The organism is Pectobacterium atrosepticum, assembly GCA_019056595.1.
In the GTDB taxonomy this organism is placed as follows: domain Bacteria; phylum Pseudomonadota; class Gammaproteobacteria; order Enterobacterales; family Enterobacteriaceae; genus Pectobacterium; species Pectobacterium atrosepticum.
Genome location: CP036163.1, coordinates 680,641 through 700,237, shown reverse-complemented (window position 1 = coordinate 700,237; position 19,597 = coordinate 680,641). Strand labels below are relative to the sequence as shown.

The following is a 19,597-nucleotide window of genomic DNA, read 5'->3' as shown; positions in this document are numbered from 1 at the left end:
GACAAACCGTTACCTTACTGACAGTAACGGTTTGAAAATAAGAGGTGATAACTGCATAAGAACGGATTTAGCGAGGGATGCTGAAGACCGATACGGCTTCGGACATGGTAGATATCTGCTGTTCCAGGCTGTTGATGGCAGAACTGGAATGTGTCGCTAAGATGGTGTTCTGGCGCGTCAATTCATCAATGTTGTTCACTGCGGAATTAATCTGCCCCAGCCCTTGTGATTGCTCTTGTGTCGCCAAGCTGATCTGATTCACAAGCTGCGTAACCTGCTGCACCTGCGTTAAAATATTTTGCATTGACTGGCTGGTATGGTTGACCAATTTGTCGCTGGTGTGAATATTCGCAATCGTGGTGTCGATAATCTCCGCGATGTCTTTTGCGGCAGCAGCGCTACGCTGTGCCAGAATACGAACTTCCCCCGCAACCACGGCGAAACTCTTTCCTTGTTCTCCAGCATGAGCCGCTTCTACTGCCGCATTAAGCGCCAGAATATTGGTCTGGAACGCCAGATTATCCAGCACGCTGATGATGTCGGTGATCTCTTTGCTGGAACGCGTCATGGTCGCCATCGTCTCTGTTACTTGGTTGACCGCTTTCTCGCCAGCGTCGGCAGCCTGATTGGCATCATTTGCACATCGTGTCGCCAACTGTGTGGCAGACGCATTACTTTGAATCGTTGCCGTTAACTCTTCCATTGATGACGCAGTAGATTGCAAACTTTGTGCGGTATCTTCACAGCGCTGGCTGAGCGTGTAATTCCCAGAAGCAATCTCGCCGCAGGCGTGGCGTAGCTCGGCCAGCTTGCCGTTGACATCATCGACAAACGTACGGAAATTCATACCGGATTGATTGACGGCGCGTAATAACATGCCCACTTCATCCACCCGATTAAGTTGAAACGAGTTATCCGCCTGCCCGGATGCAGAATTAATGGCTTGGCGGAGAATTTTTTCCAGCGGTTTTGCCAAGTGCTGAACTAATAATTCACTGGTTATTGTCGCGCCAGCGAGTAGCGCCAAAACAAAAACGAATAACGGTGTGGTGAGTGGAAGGGTTGCGAGTAAGAAAAGAAGCGCGAATAACATGAAAAGGAAAACATAGCTTCTAATCCGCCAACGTACCGGAATGACATTAAATAAGCTAAGGAACTTGAGCGGCCCTTTATAAATCAGCAATCCTTGATACAGTCGGCGGTTTTTTAATTTATTCTCATTCATTTGATGATAAAGCGCTTCAGCTTGTCGAATCTCTTCCTGAGAAACGCGCGTTCGCACCGACATATATCCTGTTATTTTCCCTTCCTTCATCAGCGGCGTCGTACTGGCCTTCACCCAATAGTAATCGCCACTCTTACGGCGGTTCTTGACGACCGCCGTCCAGATTTTACCTGCCTTCAGCGTTGCCCACATGTCGGCAAACGCCAGCGGGGGCATATCTGGGTGACGTACGATATTGTGAGGTTGGTGGAGGATTTCCTCAAAGTCGTAACCACTGGCATCAATAAAATCGTCATTTGCATAAGTGATATGACTATCGGTGGTCGTAACCGACATTAGCTTGGCTTTTTCATCTAATAAATACTGAATATCGCTGACAGGAAAATTCTTACGCATTTATTGATCCTTTTAGTATAAGCAAGCGTAAATATGATGTTTTTAGATCCATTAGCTAACTGAAAAACGATTAACGCTATCTAATTAACGGCAATGTCTAAGAAATAATTAGCTCAGGGATTTATATATTCTCATTAGTTTCTTACGTTATTTTCCCTTTCGGAAAGTAGTTGTCCGACCTGACTGGCTGCAAACGCGCATGCTGATGACCAAAAGCATTCATTTGCTAAGTATATTATGCCTTTGCAAATTTGCACTGTGGGCAACACATGTTGAAGAACGACGGGAGATGATGAGAGGGAAGGCGACGAGCGCCCTGATGTAAGCGCCCGTTAAAGATGAGATTAGCGGGAAAGGCTGAAGACCGAGGCAGCCTGTACCATACTCGATATCTGCTGTTGCAGGTGATCGGTGGCTGAATGTGACTGACTGGCCAATGCGGTATTCTGATGTGTGAGTTCATCAATGCGATTTACCGCCTCATTAATTTGCTCCAGCCCTAAAGATTGTTCCTGCGTTGCGAGGCTGATCTCATTCATCAAATTAGTGACGTGCTGAACCTGAAGCAGAATATTGCTCATGGATTTGTGTGTATGCGAGACCTGCTGTTCGCCGGTACGGATACTATTCAGCGTTTCGTCAATAATGGTCGAAATATCGCTGGAGGAGGAGGCACTGCGCTGCGCTAACGAACGAACTTCACTCGCGACCACCGCAAAACTCTTCCCCTGTTCTCCGGCATGCGCAGCTTCGACGGCGGCGTTCACGGCGAGAATATTAGTCTGAAACGCGAGATTATCCATCACGCTGACGATATCCGTAATGCGTTCGCTGGAGCGTGTGATCGTCTCCATCGTATCGGAGACCTGGCTGACGGCCTGTTCGCCAGAGTTCACCGCCTGATTCACATCCTGCGTGTATATAGAGGCTTGAAGCGAGGCTTCCGCATTACTTTTTATTGTTGCAGTGAGCTGTTCCACGGACGCGGCAGTCTGTTGCAGGCTTTTTTCCGTCTCCTCGCAGCACTGTGCCAGCGTATGGTTGCCTTGCGCGATTTCATTACAGGCGTTTTTCAGCTCGCTCAGATTGGTGTTCACATCGTCCACGAAAGTGCGGAAGTTCATACCGGACTGGTTTACTGCCCGCATTAACATGCCAATTTCATCCACGCGATTAAGCTGCGTTAGATTGTCTGCCTGTCCGGCAGCGGAACGCATGGCCTGAGCCAATATTTGCTCGATGGGGCGGGCGACATGGTGCACCAGAAGCTCTCCACTGACAAAACAGCAGGCGATAAGCAGCGGAAAAAGCACAGAAGCCAATGCCGTTCCCGCCAGTAGGGAATAGGCGGCGATTAATGGAATCAGGCTAAAGAGCAGAAAATAGCTGCGGATGCGCCAGCGTAGCGGCATGGTTTTAAAAAGGCTCAGGATACGCAATGGTCCAGTATAAATAAGTAGACCGTGATGGAACGTGCGGTGTTTCAGTTTACCTTCGTTCGCACTGGCATAGAGCGTCTCGGCTTGGCGAATTTCGTCGGGCGACGCGGCGGTTCGCACAGACATATAACCGGTAATCTCACCGCCTTTTCTCAACGGCGTGGTGCTGGATTTTACCCAATAATGATCGCCATTTTTGCACCGATTTTTTACAATTCCCGTCCAGATATTCCCTGCACGCAGCGTTTTCCACATATCTGCGAAGGCGGCTGGTGGCATATCCGGGTGTCGGATAAGATTATGGGGCTGCCCCATCAGCTCATCGGTGGTGTAGCCGCTGACATCAATAAAATCTTTGTTTGCATAAGTAATGTGGCTTTCTGGCGTGGTGACCGACATGAGTCTGGTTTTTTCAGAAAGCGGGAGTTGATGGTCGGTGACTGGGGTGTTATTACGCATAAAGCAGTCCTTGATATGCTGTGTCCGATTACTGATTTAACATGAGGCATACCCACGAAAATGAATCAGCGGATAGCGGTAATGGTTCAGGTTGCTCATTGCTTTTTTTTAAGGCGATTCGGACAGAAGGAGATAATCCTGATATCCACCCAGAAACGCTTTGTTCATGATGAGATAACGAGATTCATTACAAAATATAACCTCAATTAAACATTTTACCACGAAAGGGTAATGAGCCTGTACGCACAATAGGGCTAAATGTGAGTTGGGTAGGGTTATTTGTTAATAAAAAGAGCTATTTGTGAATGAACAATCAACGGGTAAATTCAGGACGGATTTTTACGGACATTGAACATATGCTTAACATTCTCTAATGATTAAAAAACAGGCACTTCCAATCGCTTTTCTGTTGGCAGCCTTGCTGTTTCTCTCCTGGCGGGCATTGCCACAGTGGCTGCCGCGCCTTGCCGAAATCTGGCTACCTGCGGGCCTGTCGTTGACCGTAAATGGGTCGCCTGGCTGGCAGGGCGGCGGGCTACATAGCGCGGGATTCAGTATTACGGCTGGGGAATGCACGCTATTTGACGTACGGAATATGACGTTGCGCTGGCATAGCTGGCGATGGCATGCCGATATTGATGCTGTGACGTTAAACAGCGACTGCTTGCAGCATGTGCCAGCAGGTAACAGCACTGAACCTGCGGTGCAGCTATCGCAATGGCAGCGGCGACTGCCTGCTGCCACTATTCAGGTAAAGACATTTACGCTACAGCCTTGGCAGGATTATGCCGGACAGGTGAGGTTCAGTAGCGATGGCAAACAACAACAAACACTCGATTATCAGGGCGATCAGTTAGCGTTTAGGGCAGAGCTAAATGATACACGCCTGACTCTGCATGAAAGCACGCTTGCCACGCCAGCAGGATTTGTGCGTTTACAAGTCAGTGGTGAGATGGAGTTGGCCGATACACTGGATGCCGCACCGGTGCGGGGGCGGCTTACCGGCAAGCTGGATTCAGGGCAGACGCCGGATCCGCTCTCGCTCCTGTTGGATTGGCATAAGCAGCAAGGCGAACTGGTACTGAATGCGGCGAATGATGAGACGCCGCTGATATCGCTGCCGTGGCAACTGACGGATGACGTTATTCAGGTCATTAACGGCGTCTGGCGCTGGCCTTATGCGGATCAGCCACTCTCAGGGCAAGTAGCCATGACATTACAGCACTGGCGGCAAGGGCTGGATGCCACCACGATTAATGCGCGGTTGAATATGCTGACGCAAGGACATAACGGCAAGGCTAACGCCGTGTTGGTGCTGGGGCCGGGCAATATCGGTTTGCTCAACAGTGAATTGCGCTTTCAGCTTACCGGACAGGCTAACTTACCGGCGCTCTCCCTGACGGCGACGCTACCGGGGATTTTGCAGGGTTCTATTCTCAACCCCGAACTCTCTCTTTTACCGGGCGCGCTGCTACGTGCCTGGGGAACGCCCGCACCACAGATTTATCTTGAAGAAGCGCGTTGGCCGCTGGCTGGCGTTAGGATCAGTGCGACGGGCGTGAATGGGCGGCTACAGGCGATTGTGAAGGCACGGGAAGCATACTGGGGACGCTTTAACCTGCACCTTGACGGTCAGGCGCAGGATTTCTGGCCGGACCAAGGTGAGTGGCAATGGCGCTATTGGGGCAGTGGTCGCCTGCCGCCGCTGAAAGGACAGTGGGACGTAGCGGGTCGAGGTCGTTGGCAGGATACGCTGATTGAAGTGAGCCAACTGTCGAGTGGGCTGGACCAACTGGGTTATGGCATTGTGACGGTACACCAGCCTCGCCTGACGATTACTGAGCCGATCCGTTGGCAGCGCGCCCGCTCAGGCGAACATTTTCAAGGGGCGTTGCAACTGGCCTCCGAGCGAGCGCACTTCAGCAACGGTGGCTATTTACCGCCTTCATTGTTAACGCTGGAAATGCAGGGGCGCAGCCCAAATGATTTCCAGCTACAGGGGCAGCTACAGGCTGAAGATATTGGGCCCGTTAGGCTGCGCGGACGCTGGGATGGTGAGCGACTGCGCGGTGGCGCATGGTGGCCAATACAGCCGCTTAAGGTGTTTCAGCCTCTGCTTTCCCCGTTGTTGAAAATGAATATCCGCACCGGACAGTTTTACGCACAGGCGGCCTTTTCCGCTGCACGTAAAGAAGGGTTCAGCGCTGGCGGACATTGGGTGGTGAAAAATGGTGGGCTATGGCTACAGGATGGCGAAGTTAGCGGGGTAAATTTTGTTCTCCCTTATCGCCTGAAAGATCAACGTTGGCAACTGGGCGTCAAGCAGCCCGTCACGCTGCGAATCGATGTATTGGATAACCTGTTTAGGATGAACAATATCCGCGTCGATCTACAAGGGTTTTATCCGTACAGTGAGCGACGACCGCTGATTATGTCTCAGGCTGATATGGACGTATTGAATGGGCATGTCGGCCTGTCCACGTTGCGCTGGCCGCAGCGTGAGCCGGCACTTCTCACCGTTAAGAGTGTCGATCTCAGCGAACTGATCACTGTGGTAAAGCAAAAGCAGTTTGCGCTGTCCGGGCGTGTGAGTGGTACGCTTCCGCTGAATTTTAATCATCCGACCACGCTGATTGAAGGTGGACGAATTACCAACGATGGTTTCCTGACGCTACGATTGGATAACCAACTGGCAGACGAGTTAGCGAGTAAAAGTTTGGCGGGCGGTGCGGCGATTGGTTGGTTGCGCTATCTGGAGATCGGGCGTTCTTATGCCACGCTTGACCTGAATAACCAAGGTGAGCTGACATTAACGTCGCGGGTGCAGGGGAAAAATCCGCAGCTCAGCGCGAAACGACAGGTTATTCTTAACTATCGCCATCAGGAGAATATCTTCCAACTATGGCGCAGTTTGCGCTTTGGCGATAACTTGCGGGATACGCTGGAACAGCAGGCGAATGAATAAACTCAAGGCAGGACAATGAATAAAAGCGAGACAGTGCTGGTGTGTTGCACGGTAGCCTTCCTGACGGGATGTGTGCCGCGCATTGAGGTTGCCGCGCCCAAAGAGCCGATCACCATCAATATGAATGTGAAGATCGAGCATGAGATTCACATCAAAGCGGATAAAGAAGCGACGCAACTGCTGGAAAGATCCGACAATGCGGCAGGTGATGAGATAAAGAAAAGCGCGCCGGAAGGCGCGCAATAATTAAGCCAATTAAATCAATGTAATGGCAAGGTCGGTATACCCGTCATACTTCAAGTTGCATGTGCGTTGGCTGCACTACTCAGCCCACTCGCGTGGGCCTCGCCCCGTTGGGGTCGCTGCAAGCAGCGCTCAAATCAGCCTTTGGCGGATTTGTCACTCACCCGAATCACTTACTTGAGTAAGCTCATCGGGATTCCTTCTCTTGCCGCCTGCCTGAAACTCGAATTATTTAGGGTATATGAACCATTATTCGCGATGAATAATGGTTCGTTATGCGGTGACCAGTTGGGACAGCTGTGTTTTTGCGTCTTCGGTCGCTTTCTGTGCCACATCCGGGCCGTAGCCGTAGCCTTCAGCGAATACGAACTCAAGGTCAGTCAGACCGAGGAAGCCCAGGAACACACGCAGGTACGGTTCCAGCAGATCGGTTGGTGTGCCTTTATGGATACCACCACGGCTGGTTAATACGATAGCGCGTTTGCCTTTCACCAGACCTTCAGGGCCTTGCTCGGTGTAGCGGAACGTTACACCCGCGCGTGCCACCAGGTCGAAGTAGTTCTTCAACTGGGTAGGAATGTTGAAGTTATACATTGGTGCAGCGATCACGATCACGTCGTGTGCCTGCAATTCAGCGATTAAGTCGTCGGACAGTTTCAGTGCTTCCTGCTGACGAGGAGTCAGAGTGGCATCGGAAGGACGCAGTGCGCCGACTAATTCACCATCGAGAACCGGAATCGGTTGAGCGGCCAAATCGCGTACGGTGATGCTATCGTCTGGATGTGCAGACTGCCACTGAGTGGTGAAGTGGTCGGCCAGTTGGTTTGACTGAGAATAACCTGCCAGAATGCTTGATTTCAGAACCAATACTTTGCTCATTGCCAATTCCTTTAGTGATTGAAGTGGGCGACAACATAACGCCCTTTGATGCTTCACATCTTATGCGGTGTTCTGGAAAGTAAAAAGTGCAAATATTCGAGGTCTTTATTCGATTTTATTGAATAAGACAGTTTTTGCATAAGACCGTTCTTACCTAAGACCAGGTGGTGCCATTAGAGCCGGTTATGACAATGTGCTACTATCCACGGCTTAAAAATTCAGTGCCTTAAAATCAGGTTAGGCTCAATTGAGCCAGATTCGGTGGCGATCATCTCCCCGACAGAGAAAAGAATTAGAAAACGATTAAGGAAGAGCAACGTGAAATCACCTCTCAGTGCATTATCTACGCAGTTAAGTGAGCTAATGCTTCGCGATCGGCAACGTTTGCGCCGCCGTTTACAGGGCGCAGCGAAGGTCAGTAGCCCGCAGGCTCAGGCCGCCATCGCTCAGGAAATTGAGGGGGAAATCGCTGCTGCACGCCAGAAAGTCGAAAACCGGCGGGCAAGCTGTCCGACGATTCACTATCCTGAACAGCTTCCCGTTAGCCAGAAAAAAGACGAGATACTGGAGGCCCTGCGTAATAATCAGGTAATTATCGTCGCAGGTGAGACGGGGTCGGGTAAGACCACGCAGTTGCCGAAAATCTGTCTTGAACTGGGTCGCGGTGTGCACGGTCTGATTGGCCACACGCAGCCGCGCCGTCTGGCGGCCAGAACCGTTGCCGATCGCATTGCCGCAGAGTTGGAAACGCCGCTGGGCGGCAGCGTCGGATATAAAGTCCGTTTTAACGATCAAGTCGGTGACAATACGCTGGTCAAGTTGATGACCGACGGTATTTTGCTGGCTGAAATTCAGCAAGATCGCCTGTTGATGCAGTACGACACGCTGATTATCGATGAAGCGCACGAACGCAGCCTGAATATCGATTTCATTATGGGCTATTTGTGCCAGCTTTTACCAAAACGCCCCGATTTAAAAGTGATTATTACGTCGGCCACCATCGATCCGCAGCGCTTCTCCCGCCATTTTAATAATGCGCCGATCATTGAAGTGTCTGGCCGAACGTATCCGGTGGATGTGCGCTATCGTCCCGTGGTGGAAGACGCTGATGACAGCGAGCGCGACCAGCTACAGGCGATTTTTGATGCGGTTGATGAGCTTACGCGCGAAGGGCCGGGGGATATTCTGGTCTTCATGAGCGGTGAACGTGAAATTCGCGATACGGCAGAGGCGTTGACCCGTCTGGACTTGCCGCATACCGAGATTCTCCCGCTCTATGCGCGCCTGTCGAATCAGGAACAGAACCGCGTCTTCCAGTCACATCATGGCCGTCGCATCGTGCTGGCGACCAACGTGGCGGAAACCTCATTAACCGTGCCGGGGATTCGCTATGTGATCGATCCCGGCACCGCGCGTATCAGCCGCTATAGCTTCCGCACCAAGGTGCAGCGCCTGCCGATTGAGCCTGTCTCGCAGGCGTCGGCGAATCAGCGTAAAGGGCGCTGTGGGCGTGTCGCCGCTGGGGTGTGTATCCGTCTCTATTCCGAGCAGGATTTCCTGTCGCGACCTGAATTTACCGATCCCGAAATTCTTCGCACCAACCTGGCTTCCGTTATTCTACAAATGACGTCGCTGGGGCTGGGCGATATCGCCGCGTTCCCGTTTGTTGAAGCGCCGGATAAGCGCAACATTCAGGACGGCGTGCGCTTGTTGGAGGAGTTGGGTGCGATTCATCTGGCAGAGAACGGACATTACCATTTGACGCCGCAAGGGCAACAGTTGGCGCAATTGCCGATTGATCCGCGTTTGGCGCGAATGGTGCTGGAAGCGCGCAAAACGGGCTGTGTGCGTGAAGTGATGGTGATCACCGCCGCGCTGTCGATTCAGGACCCGCGTGAAAGGCCGATGGATAAGAAGCAGGCATCGGATGAAAAACACCGCCGCTTTGCCGATAAAGACTCTGATTTTCTGGCTTTCGTCAATCTGTGGGACTATCTACGTGAGCAGCAGAAGGCGCTGTCTTCCGGCCAGTTCCGTCGTCAGTGCCGCACTGATTTCCTTAACTACCTGCGCGTTCGCGAATGGCAAGATATCTACACGCAACTGCGTCAGGTGGTGAAAGAATTGGGGCTGCCGGTCAACAGCGAACCAGCTGATTACCTGAGTATTCACTGTGCGTTGCTCACCGGGCTGTTGTCACATATCGGGCAGAAAGATATTGAGAAACAAGAGTTCAGCGGCGCGCGTAACGCACGGTTTGCTATTTTCCCTGGTTCTGGATTATTCAAAAAGCCGCCCAAATGGACGATGGTGGCCGAACTGGTGGAAACCAGCCGCCTGTGGGGACGTATTGCCGCGCGTATTGAACCAGAGTGGATCGAGCCGCTGGCTCAGCACCTGATTAAACGGAGCTATAGCGATCCTCACTGGGAGAAAGCGCAGGGCACAGTAATGGCACAGGAGAAGGTGACGCTCTTCGGGCTGCCGATTGTCGCGGCGCGTAAGGTGAACTACAGCCAAATCGATCCGACGCTGGCGCGTGAGATGTTCATCCGCCATGGGCTGGTGGAAGGCGATTGGCAAACGCATCACGCCTTTTTCCGTGCCAATCTCAAGCTGCTGGCAGAGGTAGAAGATTTAGAGCATAAATCGCGCCGTCGCGACATTCTGGTGGACGACGAAACGCTGTTTGCCTTCTACGATCAGCGCTTGCCGCATGATGTTGTGTCGTCGCGTCATTTTGATACATGGTGGAAAGGTGCCAGCCGCGACAACGCTGACCTGCTTAATTTTGAAAAGAGCATGTTGATCAAAGACGGCGCGGAGAAAGTGAGCGCGCTGGACTACCCGAACTTCTGGCATCAGGGCAGTCTGAAATTGCGCCTGTCCTATCAGTTTGAGCCGGGCGCGGATGCAGATGGCGTGACGGTACATATTCCGTTGCCTATCCTCAACCAGGTGCGTGAAGAAGGCTTCGAGTGGCAGATTCCCGGCGTGCGTCGCGAACTGACGATCGCGTTGATTAAATCCTTGCCTAAGCCGTTACGCCGTAACTTTGTCCCTGCGCCGAACTATGCTGAGGCGTTTCTGGCGCGTACCACTCCCTTGGAGAAAGGGTTATTGGATGCGCTGGAACGTGAACTGCGTCTGATGACGGGTGTCACGGTGCCACGCGAAGCGTGGCAGTGGGATCAGGTGCCCGATCATCTGAAAATCACGTTCCGCGTCATTGATGAGAAAAACAGGACGCAGCGGGAAGGTAAAGACCTGAACGCGCTGAAAGATCAGCTCAAAGATAAAGTGCAACAAACGCTGTCATCCGTGGTGGATGATGGGTTAGAGCAACGCGGTCTGCACGTTTGGAGTTTCGGCTCGCTGCCGAATTGTTATGAGCAGAAGCGTGGTGGCTACTCGGTTAAAGCCTATCCTGCATTGGTGGATGAAAAGGATAGCGTGGCGATTCGCCTGTTTGACACGCCACACCAGCAACAGCAGGTAATGCGACAAGGACTGCGCCGTCTGTTGTTATTGAATATCCCGTCGCCGATCAAATATCTGCATGAAAAACTGCCGAACAAGGCGAAACTCGGCCTCTATTTCAACCCGTACGGTAAGGTGATGGATCTCATCGATGACTGTATTGCCTGTGCGGTGGACAAGCTGATTGAATCATCCGGTGGTCCTGTCTGGCAGGAAGACGCCTTCCAGCAGTTGCATGAGAAAGTACGCGCGGAGCTGAACGAGACGGTGGTCGATATCGCCAAACAGGTTGAGCAAATCTTGACTGCCGTCTTCACCATTAACAAGCGCCTGAAAGGGCGTATAGATATGGCGATGGCGCTGGCGTTAAGTGATATCAAAAGCCAGATGAGCGGCCTGGTGTTCCGCGGTTTTGTGACCGAAAACGGCTGGCAGCGCCTGCCGGACGTACTGCGTTATCTGCACGCGATAGAGCGACGTCTGGAGAAGCTGGCGCAGGATGTACATCGTGACAGGGCGCAGATGCTGAAAGTGGAACAGGTTCAACAGGCGTGGCAGCAGTGGTGGAATAAGCTGCCTGCGGAACGACGCGATGACGACGATGTGAAGGCGGTGCGCTGGATGCTTGAGGAGCTGCGCGTTAGCTACTTTGCCCAACAGCTAGGAACGCCGTTCCCGATCTCGGATAAACGCGTATTACAGGCGATGGAGCAGGTAGAAGGGTAATCTCTCGTATTACATCAGGTCGGCGATTGTGGCTGTTTTAGCTCAAGGTAAGCCGACCTGATCGCCTCTTCACCATACTGCTGCTCCAGACGTTTTATGATGAAATGACCTTTCGCCATGTTTTGGTAATGGTGAATAAAAAGCGTATTAATGGCTGCGCCGCTGGCGGCACCGATCACGGGGACAATCTGCGCGGCCATTTTTTCCGTCATGGTGATACCTAGTCTGGTGGCGACCACATCAATCAGCTTTGCCAGCGTTTTTCCTGCCTGTGCGGTAGTTACCCTTGCTGATGCTTTCTCCGCGCTTTTCTTTCCTGCTATCCCAATCAACTCTCGTGTGGCATGTCTTGTGATATCGACAAGTACGGCGCGTGACGCGTAATAGGCCGAATCGGCAGCATCGTCGCTTTCTTGTGTACCGCCGAGCGCGAAAACTTCCACACAGGCGGCTTTGACGGAATAATCAGTGAGGGAGAAACCTTCGCTGCGAGCAATATCAGCCACGGAACGCATCATGATCGTGGTGCTGATAGGCAGTTCAACCAACAGTCCGGCAGCGCCAAAAAAACCGCTGACTGCGCCGGAAGCGGCGACGGCTAGCTTATGTGTCCTTGGTGATGCCACGCGAGCAGGGGCGTCTTCCAGCGTATAGAGTGCGGCGTTTACCGCTTTGTGTAGCGCGGCGTGAACCAGATTCTGTATTTTGTTTTTCACTATGGACGGTAACTTCGATAGGCTCCATTCAATCGGTTTTCCAACCTGATTCGCCGCCTGTATTGCAAAGGAAGGGGCTTCCAGCAGAGCTATGGCATTTCTGATAGCGAGCTCATCCTCTGAAGTAAGAAGAGTCATATGTGTTCTCCATACTGTTACTGAATGGCCCGTTTGGCGGGACTATTATGCAGAAGTTTGTGACGAGCGCGCCGCTAACCAAGCGGTAAATGCTTTGGGTGGGATAGGTCTGGAAAAATAGTAGCCCTGTACTTCATCACAGCCAAAATGAGCCAGATGTTCGAGCGTTTCCTTATTTTCCACCCCTTCCGCCAGCACAATATAATTCAGTTTGTGCAGCATGCTGATAATGGATTGCACAATAACGCGGCTTTTTCGGTCAGTTTTTATATCTTTAATCAGTGACTTATCCAGTTTTATCACCGTAGAGGGGATGTTACGCAGATAGCTTAAGTTGCTATACCCGGTACCGAAATCATCAAGAGCGATAGTAAATCCGAGCTGTTGCAGCGCTTGGATGGTGGCGAGCGTTTCAGTGCTTTCGATGATTTCCTGCGTTTCGACACACTCTATGTCAATATCCTGAGGAGTAAGACCGTGATTGTCCAGAATGGAAATTAGGCGCGGAATGAAGTCATTTTCGGAAAAATTTCGGGCAGAAACGTTAATCGACACAGGGAAGGTTAACCCCTCCTGACGCCATTGTTTCACCTGACATGCCGCCTCTCTGGTGACCCAGTCTGTTAGCGGGCGCATTAGCGTCGTGCCCTCCGCTAGCGGAATAAACTGGTCAGGATAAATCTCGCCTAATTCGGGATGACGCCAGCGAATCAGCGCTTCGGCACCAATGACGGCATTGGTCTTGATGCTTAATTTTGGCTGGTAGACCAAATACAAACCCGGCTTATTGTTCTGTAACACATCGGCCAGCTCATTGAGCAAGGTAAAGGCGATTTGCTGCGCCTTATCGGCCTCAGTGTCGTAAGCTAACTGGCGGGTATTCGTGGTGATGGCGGCGCGCAGCGCACTCATCGATTCACGCAGGATCTGATGGGGATCTTTGGCCGGAATCTGAAATTCAGTATAGCCAACAAAAAGCTCCAGCTTAAGCGGGATATGGCTGGCGATACTTTCATGAATCCGTTCGGCACAAGCGTCGAGCTCCGCCAGAACCAGTTCTTTCTTGTTCGACTTCACCAGAAGTGCGAAACGACCGACGGCGGCAGAGTAAAGGTTATCTGATGAATTTAAGCTAAGACGTAAAAAGATCCCGATATCTTTCAGCAGGCCTTCTACCGTTGGCATACCCAATGCACATCCCATTTCATAAGCGTAAGAAATGTCGATGGTATCAATCAGGATAAGCAGGTAATTCTCGTGAATATCGGTAATGTGGCTGATGTCATCAATCAGGCGCTGGCGGTTGGGCAACAGGGTTACCCCATCGATCAGGCCAATCGCATTACGATATTCCATTAACACCATCGCAATGGCGGCTAAATCGTGCAGTAACCGCAGTTGGACCTTAGTGAAGGAGCGTGGAACATAATCTATGACGCAGAAAGTACCGATGGAATAGCCATCTTTGGTCTTAAGCGGAACGCCAGCATAAAAACGGATAAAAGGCTTGCCTGTTACAAAGGGGCTATCTTTAAAACGGTCGTCCTGAGTGGCATCGGTGCAGACAAAAGCTTGGCCCGTTTGTACGGTAAAATGGTCGAATGAACCAATTTTATCCATATCATCCATAGGAAAATTGTTTTTTGCTTTTACATGCAGAGATTTAGAACCTGTTAGTGTAACGAGTGCCGTTGGGGTTCCGAGCAGTTGGCAGGCCATTTTTGTGAGTTTGTGAAGAACATCGTCTTGAGATATATCGATTTTTTGTAATTCATCGAGAGTCTGCATGCGTTTTTTTTCGTCATGGCTCAAATGTTTTAACATGTAGACTCTTCCTTTTCGCAATAATAACCGCGACGACATCAATTTAATTTAACGGCGACACAATAACATAGAGGCTAAAATTTGAGGTAACTTATTATATTACCTTTATCTTTCCGTTAAGGTTCAGTGGCTTTCTTGTCTTAACCGTGTTTTCGGTTTTCAGTGTGCGGTATGAATTTATGATATTTTCCCATTACTTGCGAGCAGCGATAACTGATTTTGCTGATGAAATGCTCTGCGAATAAATGAGAATCTAATTATAAAAGAAGCATCTTTCATAAGATAAAATAAAATCCTGTTAATTGTCGCGCCGCTGTCGGGCGACAATATGGATGATTAACCTATACCTCTGATAAGAATAGAACAGATATTTTTTTATACCATGAAGCAGGTGTGAAGCGGGAGGCGTCGGGCGGTATCCTGAATTGCGATTGCCGCCTGACTGTGGGCCACTGCGTAGTGGGCGTTAGCATTACTTTGGTGAAAGTTTTGGTGAACCTGGTTTTGGTGAACTTAGTTTTGCCAATGTTTCTAACTGCTGACGAATGGCGGTAACCGAAACAGCGCGATTATCGGCCCGATCGCGTTCACTGGCATCGGGTGCTGAGCTTTGAATTCCCATCAGTACCCAACCTGCTGCCGAGTTCAGCATCAGAGGGGAGCCGCTATCGCCAGGCAGCGTGTCGCACTGGTGTGCCATAACGGCAGGGTGAACCCAGCCAGTGATCAAGCAATCCTGATGGCGATAAAGCGTTTCCTGATGATCCTCTGGGTAGCCAGCCTGCGTGACGCGTTGACCATTGTCCTTCAAGGCCTGCATCAATTCTTGGCGGCTGCCTTGCCAGAGCGGGAGCGGACGAATACCTGGCGGTGTTTGTTTCAGCCGAATTAAGGCGTAATCCAGCGGTGCTGCTGAGGGCGGAACGATCCACCCCTCGCCGTCAGCTTTCAATTTTTTAGCGAGTGTTTTATTCGCCAGCGCTTCAATTTCCGACGTTTCATAACGCCAGCCATTTTCTGTCGCCAGAAAGCGCAGCGCGACGGGCTTATCTATCCCGCCCTTCGGTGGGGTGACCACGCAATGCCCAGCCGTCAGCGCCAGATGCGGTGATATAAGCGTCGCGGTGCAAAGGTTGCCGCTGGCGGTTTCCAACTGCCCAATCGCCTGCCACGGCCAGACAGCTGTGTCAGGAACGATATCCCGATCGTCGTGGTTGAAAAATAAGATTTGCTGCTGTTTCTGCGCAGCGATGTCTGCTGGTGAGGATTCTGCCCAACTTAACGGGGCAATAAAGGATAATGAACATAGCAACCAGGCTGATATGCGCATGTCGTCAATGGGCCTTATGATAAAAGTCATTTTGAGGCGCTAAATATAGCGTGTTGCTTTAACTATAGATGTAATTGTTGGCGTGGAGCGGGGAATTAAAATGTTATCGAGTGTAAAAGGATGCTCATGACATAACAGTGCTATGGCTGGCATGGTATTGCCGATCGCCAAGATTAACGCGACGCCACGATTTTAGGTGGCGTCGCGTTTTTGCATCAATAAACGTTATATCGTCGCGAGCGGCGTCAGCCTTATTCGTAGCTGACGATCACGATACGTGCATCTGAATTCAATGTTTTTGAACTCACAGAACCGATGCCTTGAGGTAAAGCGGCGTGTTGTGAGCTGTTTTTCATTTGTAGCGTTTGTACTTCACCTTGTCGTTCGCAACTGACGGTCACATTGTTTGAGTGCGTTGTAACATCACAAACGGGTTCGACGATGGCACCCGAAAATCGAATGATACCGGCTGACGGAGAGGGGGATGCGAATGTATACGATGTCGCAGTCATAGTGCTAAGCAATATGGCAGATATTTGCAGGATTTTTTTCATTATGGTGTTCTCGGTATTGCTCGGAGTGTAATGATATAAACGGCGCGGAATGGTAAAACTTTACTATTCCAAAATTTTTGTTTGGATCGATATCTTATTTTTTTGACGTTCTATTATTTGGTGATATCTATGTGCAGATCTTCAAAGGGATTTGATGAGTTGAGCCGAATTATTAATGGAGAGGTTATTGTATTGAGATAGCGCTTTCTCTGCGTATGGATCTAGCGTGTTTGATTGGTAGCGGCTGGGATACTGCCCTTGGGGGCTAAAGAAAAAAACTCAGAGTAATAACGCCACAGAGCAGAACAAGAGATAACATAATTTCAAATGAGTAACGCCGCATCATTCTCCCGTCCCCCTATGAAATAAACACCCGGTAAACCGGGTGTTTGATGGTTGCCCTATTTTTTCGGTAAACCTTTTAGTTACACGATTCAAATCGGGGTTAGCCAGAAGTGACTCCTTCCCGGTGGGGGAAGGAGTGGGTGCTAATTGATTACGCTGCTGGCGTGGTATCAGCAGGTTTTACCGTTTTAGCTTTTTTCACGTGTTTCTTAGCAGCCTGCGCTTTCTGTGCAGGGGCTGGTTTAGCTTTTTTCACGTGTTTCTTGGCAGCCTGTGCTTTCTGTGCAGGGGCTGGTTTAGCTTTTTTCACGTGTTTCTTGGCAGCCTGTGCTTTCTGTGCTGGGGCCGGTTTAGCTTTCTTCACATGTTTCTTGGCAGCCTGCGCTTTCTGTTCAGCGGCTGGTTTAGCTTTCTTCATCTGCTTTTTATGATGAACGGCTTTAGCCGGAGCAGAGGTGGTAGTGGTCGCCGAAGGCTGAACAGGTGCGCTGGTTACGGTATCCGCGGCAAAGGCTACAGAGGACAGACCCAGTGCAGCACCTGCGATCATAACTAATACTTTATTCATCATCATTTCCTCGTTATCTCATTCACGTTTCGTGACCCTCACGCGGGCCGTTGAAGAGAGAATAGGAGAAACAGAGGGCGGCTTCAGTGAGTGATTGGTTTCGGCGTGTAACCTAATGTACAAGTCTGGAAGGGCGATAAATACATTGAAAGACAGCGAGGGGTTACCGCTGTCTTGGCGCTAGTGCTGAATGGTGATTGCAGCCTGTGTCGTTGCGGTTTTTACCGGCCAGCAGAAACGGAAACGAGCGCCGCCCAGTGGGCTTTCATCCACGGTAATGCTGCCTTCGTAAGCACGCGCGATGGCATGAACAATCGCCAACCCCAGCCCACACCCACCGCTGCTGTTCTCAATACCTGCATCCAGACGGATAAACGGTTCAAAAACGCTTTCCCGGCTTTCGGGTGCAATACCAGGGCCGTCATCTTCGACTTGCAGACAGGCGATATGCTCGGCGTTGGACGTCAGGCTGACATGCAATTGGCTATGGCAGAAGCGCAACCCATTGCCGATCAGATTATTCAGGACTCGCTCCATTAGACGCAAATCGAGTGCACCAATCTGTGCCGAATGAGGCATGTCCAGCGAGATGTGTTTATCAGGGTGGATAAGCCGAAAATCGTCAACTTTTGCCTGTAGCCACGAAGGAATATCAATATCGGCAAGATGCAGCGTCACCTGTGGACGATCGAGTCTGGCATACGTTAGCAGTTCGTCAATCAGTGCTTCAAGTTGACCAATATCCCGATTTAATGCCTGCTGTTCGTCTTCCGTCAGGTTGTCACTCATCGCCAGCCGATAGCGCAGCCTGACCAACGGCGTACGCAGTTCGTGCGCGATATTGTCAATCAGCTGCTTTTTACTGTTGATGAGCTGGTTCAGATTATCCGCCATCCGGTTGAAGGCGATGCCAAGACGAAACAGGCTTGAGGTGCTATCAAAATGAATACGTTCTTCCAGATGACCATCCCCTAAACGCTGCGCAGCATTCTCCAATTTTAACATGGCCTGCCAATGTGGCCGCATCCACAAGAAAACCGGTAATGCCAGCGACAGCCCGATGAGCATCACCAGCAGTAAATCCAGCAGCCGCATTTCGTGCAGGAAGAACAAATAAGGAATAGGGCCGACGGCGAGAACGTAATGGCTGCGGGGGATGCGTTGGATAAAGGTGTATTCATCATCCAGCGCGATAATCTCCCCCTGATTCAGACGCTGCCGATTCTTGGGGCTCAGCGCGTATTTACTCACCGGCTCGATGTGCAATTTGAACGACAGATTTAGATCGAGCTGGCTGATAGTTTTATGCCACTCGCGAGGGGGGATAGCGCGTAGCTCATTACGAATGAGATACAGCGAGCTTTTCATCAGATCATCCATGGACTGACGCCCAGCGCGTTCAGCTGTCACCTTATAAACCAGCCCGACCAGTAGCGTCATGACGACAAAGCAGGCAAACAGCAATAGAAAAAACTGGACGAACAGCTTTCTCATAGCGTCACGCTCTCCCAGGTATTGGGGGCGAACAGATAGCCTTTGTTGCGTACGGTTTTGATACGGAATGGCTCTAGCGGGTTGTCGTACAGTTTTTTACGCAGTCGGGAAATAGCGACATCAATACTGCGATCCATGCCGTCGTAGGTCACGCCGCGCAGATTTTTCAGCAGCGCATCCCGATCCATGATGTGACCAGCATGGGTCGCCAACTGCCAGAGGAGATCAAAATCCGCAGTCGATAACACGATATGCTCTTGCCCTAATGTCACTTCCCGATTAACCGGATCGATACAGAGCAGGCCGAAGTGCAGTGATTTATGCACCTGCAACGCGGCGGGCGCTGCATTTTCTGCCACTGTTTGTGGCGCGGTGGCGTATTGCCGCAAATGCAGGCGCAGGCGGGCGAGCAAGACAGCGGGCGGTGTGGTTTTCAGAATGTAATCATCGGCACCCATTTCTAATGCCAAAATATGATTCATGTCGCTGTCCAGCGACGTCAGTAGCACAATCGGGCCGCTGTACTGTGGCCGCAACTCCCGGCAGATGGTCATCCCGTCTTTGCCGGGCAGCATTATATCCAGCAGCACGAGATCGGGCTGCTGTTGCTCAATAAAGGCTAATGCCTGATCGCCTCGTGCTTCAACTTGAACATCAATGTCATGCTTGCCGAGGTAGGCAGCGATCAATTTTCCAACCTCGGTATCATCTTCTATAAAAACAATCTTATGCATGGTATCTACGTTATCCCCATCTCACTGCTCATAGCATAGCCTGATGATAGGTGATAAACGAGAAATGAAGCGTAAATGGGTG

13 protein-coding genes are annotated in these 19,597 nt (G+C 50.9%); 3 read left to right on the top strand and 10 right to left on the bottom strand.

Going from position 1 to position 19,597, the window contains the following annotated elements; all coding sequences use genetic code 11:
- Window positions 1–67: 67 nt before the first annotated feature.
- Both DCX48_03755 and DCX48_03750 read right to left on the bottom strand, forming a co-directional pair.
- A complete protein-coding gene (locus DCX48_03755) occupies window positions 68–1,621 on the bottom strand; it encodes a PAS domain-containing methyl-accepting chemotaxis protein (protein ID QXE13699.1) in 1,554 nt (517 codons plus the stop codon).
- Window positions 1,622–1,965: 344 nt separating this feature from the next.
- Window positions 1,966–3,519, bottom strand: coding sequence for a PAS domain-containing methyl-accepting chemotaxis protein (locus tag DCX48_03750; GenBank protein QXE13698.1), 1,554 nt, complete (start codon window positions 3,517–3,519; stop codon window positions 1,966–1,968).
- A gap of 373 nt (window positions 3,520–3,892) precedes the next feature.
- On the opposite strand from DCX48_03750, the gene DCX48_03745 reads away from it, so the two are divergent.
- A complete protein-coding gene (locus tag DCX48_03745) occupies window positions 3,893–6,484 on the top strand; it encodes a YdbH family protein (GenBank protein QXE13697.1) in 2,592 nt (863 codons plus the stop codon).
- A gap of 15 nt (window positions 6,485–6,499) precedes the next feature.
- Window positions 6,500–6,730: a YnbE family lipoprotein gene (locus tag DCX48_03740; protein QXE13696.1), complete on the top strand. Its 231-nt coding sequence runs from the start codon at window positions 6,500–6,502 to the stop codon at window positions 6,728–6,730.
- A 270-nt stretch (window positions 6,731–7,000) separates the two neighbouring features.
- Here the strand turns inward: DCX48_03740 and DCX48_03735 are convergent, their stop codons facing one another.
- Window positions 7,001–7,606: an FMN-dependent NADH-azoreductase gene (locus DCX48_03735; protein QXE13695.1), complete on the bottom strand. Its 606-nt coding sequence runs from the start codon at window positions 7,604–7,606 to the stop codon at window positions 7,001–7,003.
- A 318-nt stretch (window positions 7,607–7,924) separates the two neighbouring features.
- On the opposite strand from DCX48_03735, the gene hrpA reads away from it, so the two are divergent.
- Window positions 7,925–11,812 carry an ATP-dependent RNA helicase HrpA gene (hrpA, locus tag DCX48_03730; GenBank protein QXE13694.1) on the top strand — a complete coding sequence of 1,296 codons (3,888 nt, stop codon included), beginning with the start codon at window positions 7,925–7,927 and terminating at the stop codon, window positions 11,810–11,812.
- Between the two features lie 14 nt (window positions 11,813–11,826).
- Here the strand turns inward: hrpA and DCX48_03725 are convergent, their stop codons facing one another.
- The 7 genes from DCX48_03725 to rstA form a co-directional block, all read right to left on the bottom strand.
- Window positions 11,827–12,666: an EcsC family protein gene (locus tag DCX48_03725; GenBank protein QXE13693.1), complete on the bottom strand. Its 840-nt coding sequence runs from the start codon at window positions 12,664–12,666 to the stop codon at window positions 11,827–11,829.
- A 45-nt stretch (window positions 12,667–12,711) separates the two neighbouring features.
- Complete coding sequence (locus tag DCX48_03720; GenBank protein QXE13692.1) at window positions 12,712–14,490, bottom strand: sensor domain-containing phosphodiesterase; 1,779 nt, start codon at window positions 14,488–14,490, stop codon at window positions 12,712–12,714.
- Between the two features lie 472 nt (window positions 14,491–14,962).
- Window positions 14,963–15,820, bottom strand: a complete 858-nt coding sequence (locus DCX48_03715; protein QXE13691.1) for a serine protease — start codon at window positions 15,818–15,820, stop codon at window positions 14,963–14,965.
- A 251-nt stretch (window positions 15,821–16,071) separates the two neighbouring features.
- Window positions 16,072–16,374 (bottom strand): type 1 fimbrial protein, encoded by a 303-nt coding sequence (locus DCX48_03710; GenBank protein QXE13690.1) that lies wholly within the window; start codon window positions 16,372–16,374, stop codon window positions 16,072–16,074.
- A gap of 496 nt (window positions 16,375–16,870) precedes the next feature.
- Window positions 16,871–17,287 (bottom strand): acid shock protein, encoded by a 417-nt coding sequence (locus DCX48_03705; GenBank protein ID QXE13689.1) that lies wholly within the window; start codon window positions 17,285–17,287, stop codon window positions 16,871–16,873.
- 180 nt (window positions 17,288–17,467) lie between these two features.
- On the bottom strand, window positions 17,468–18,781 hold the full coding sequence (rstB, locus tag DCX48_03700; GenBank protein ID QXE13688.1) for a two-component system sensor histidine kinase RstB: 1,314 nt from the start codon (window positions 18,779–18,781) through the stop codon (window positions 17,468–17,470).
- A complete protein-coding gene (gene rstA, locus DCX48_03695; protein ID QXE13687.1) occupies window positions 18,778–19,515 on the bottom strand; it encodes a two-component system response regulator RstA in 738 nt (245 codons plus the stop codon). The genes rstB and rstA overlap by 4 nt, the downstream gene beginning before the upstream one ends.
- Window positions 19,516–19,597 lie beyond the last annotated feature (82 nt).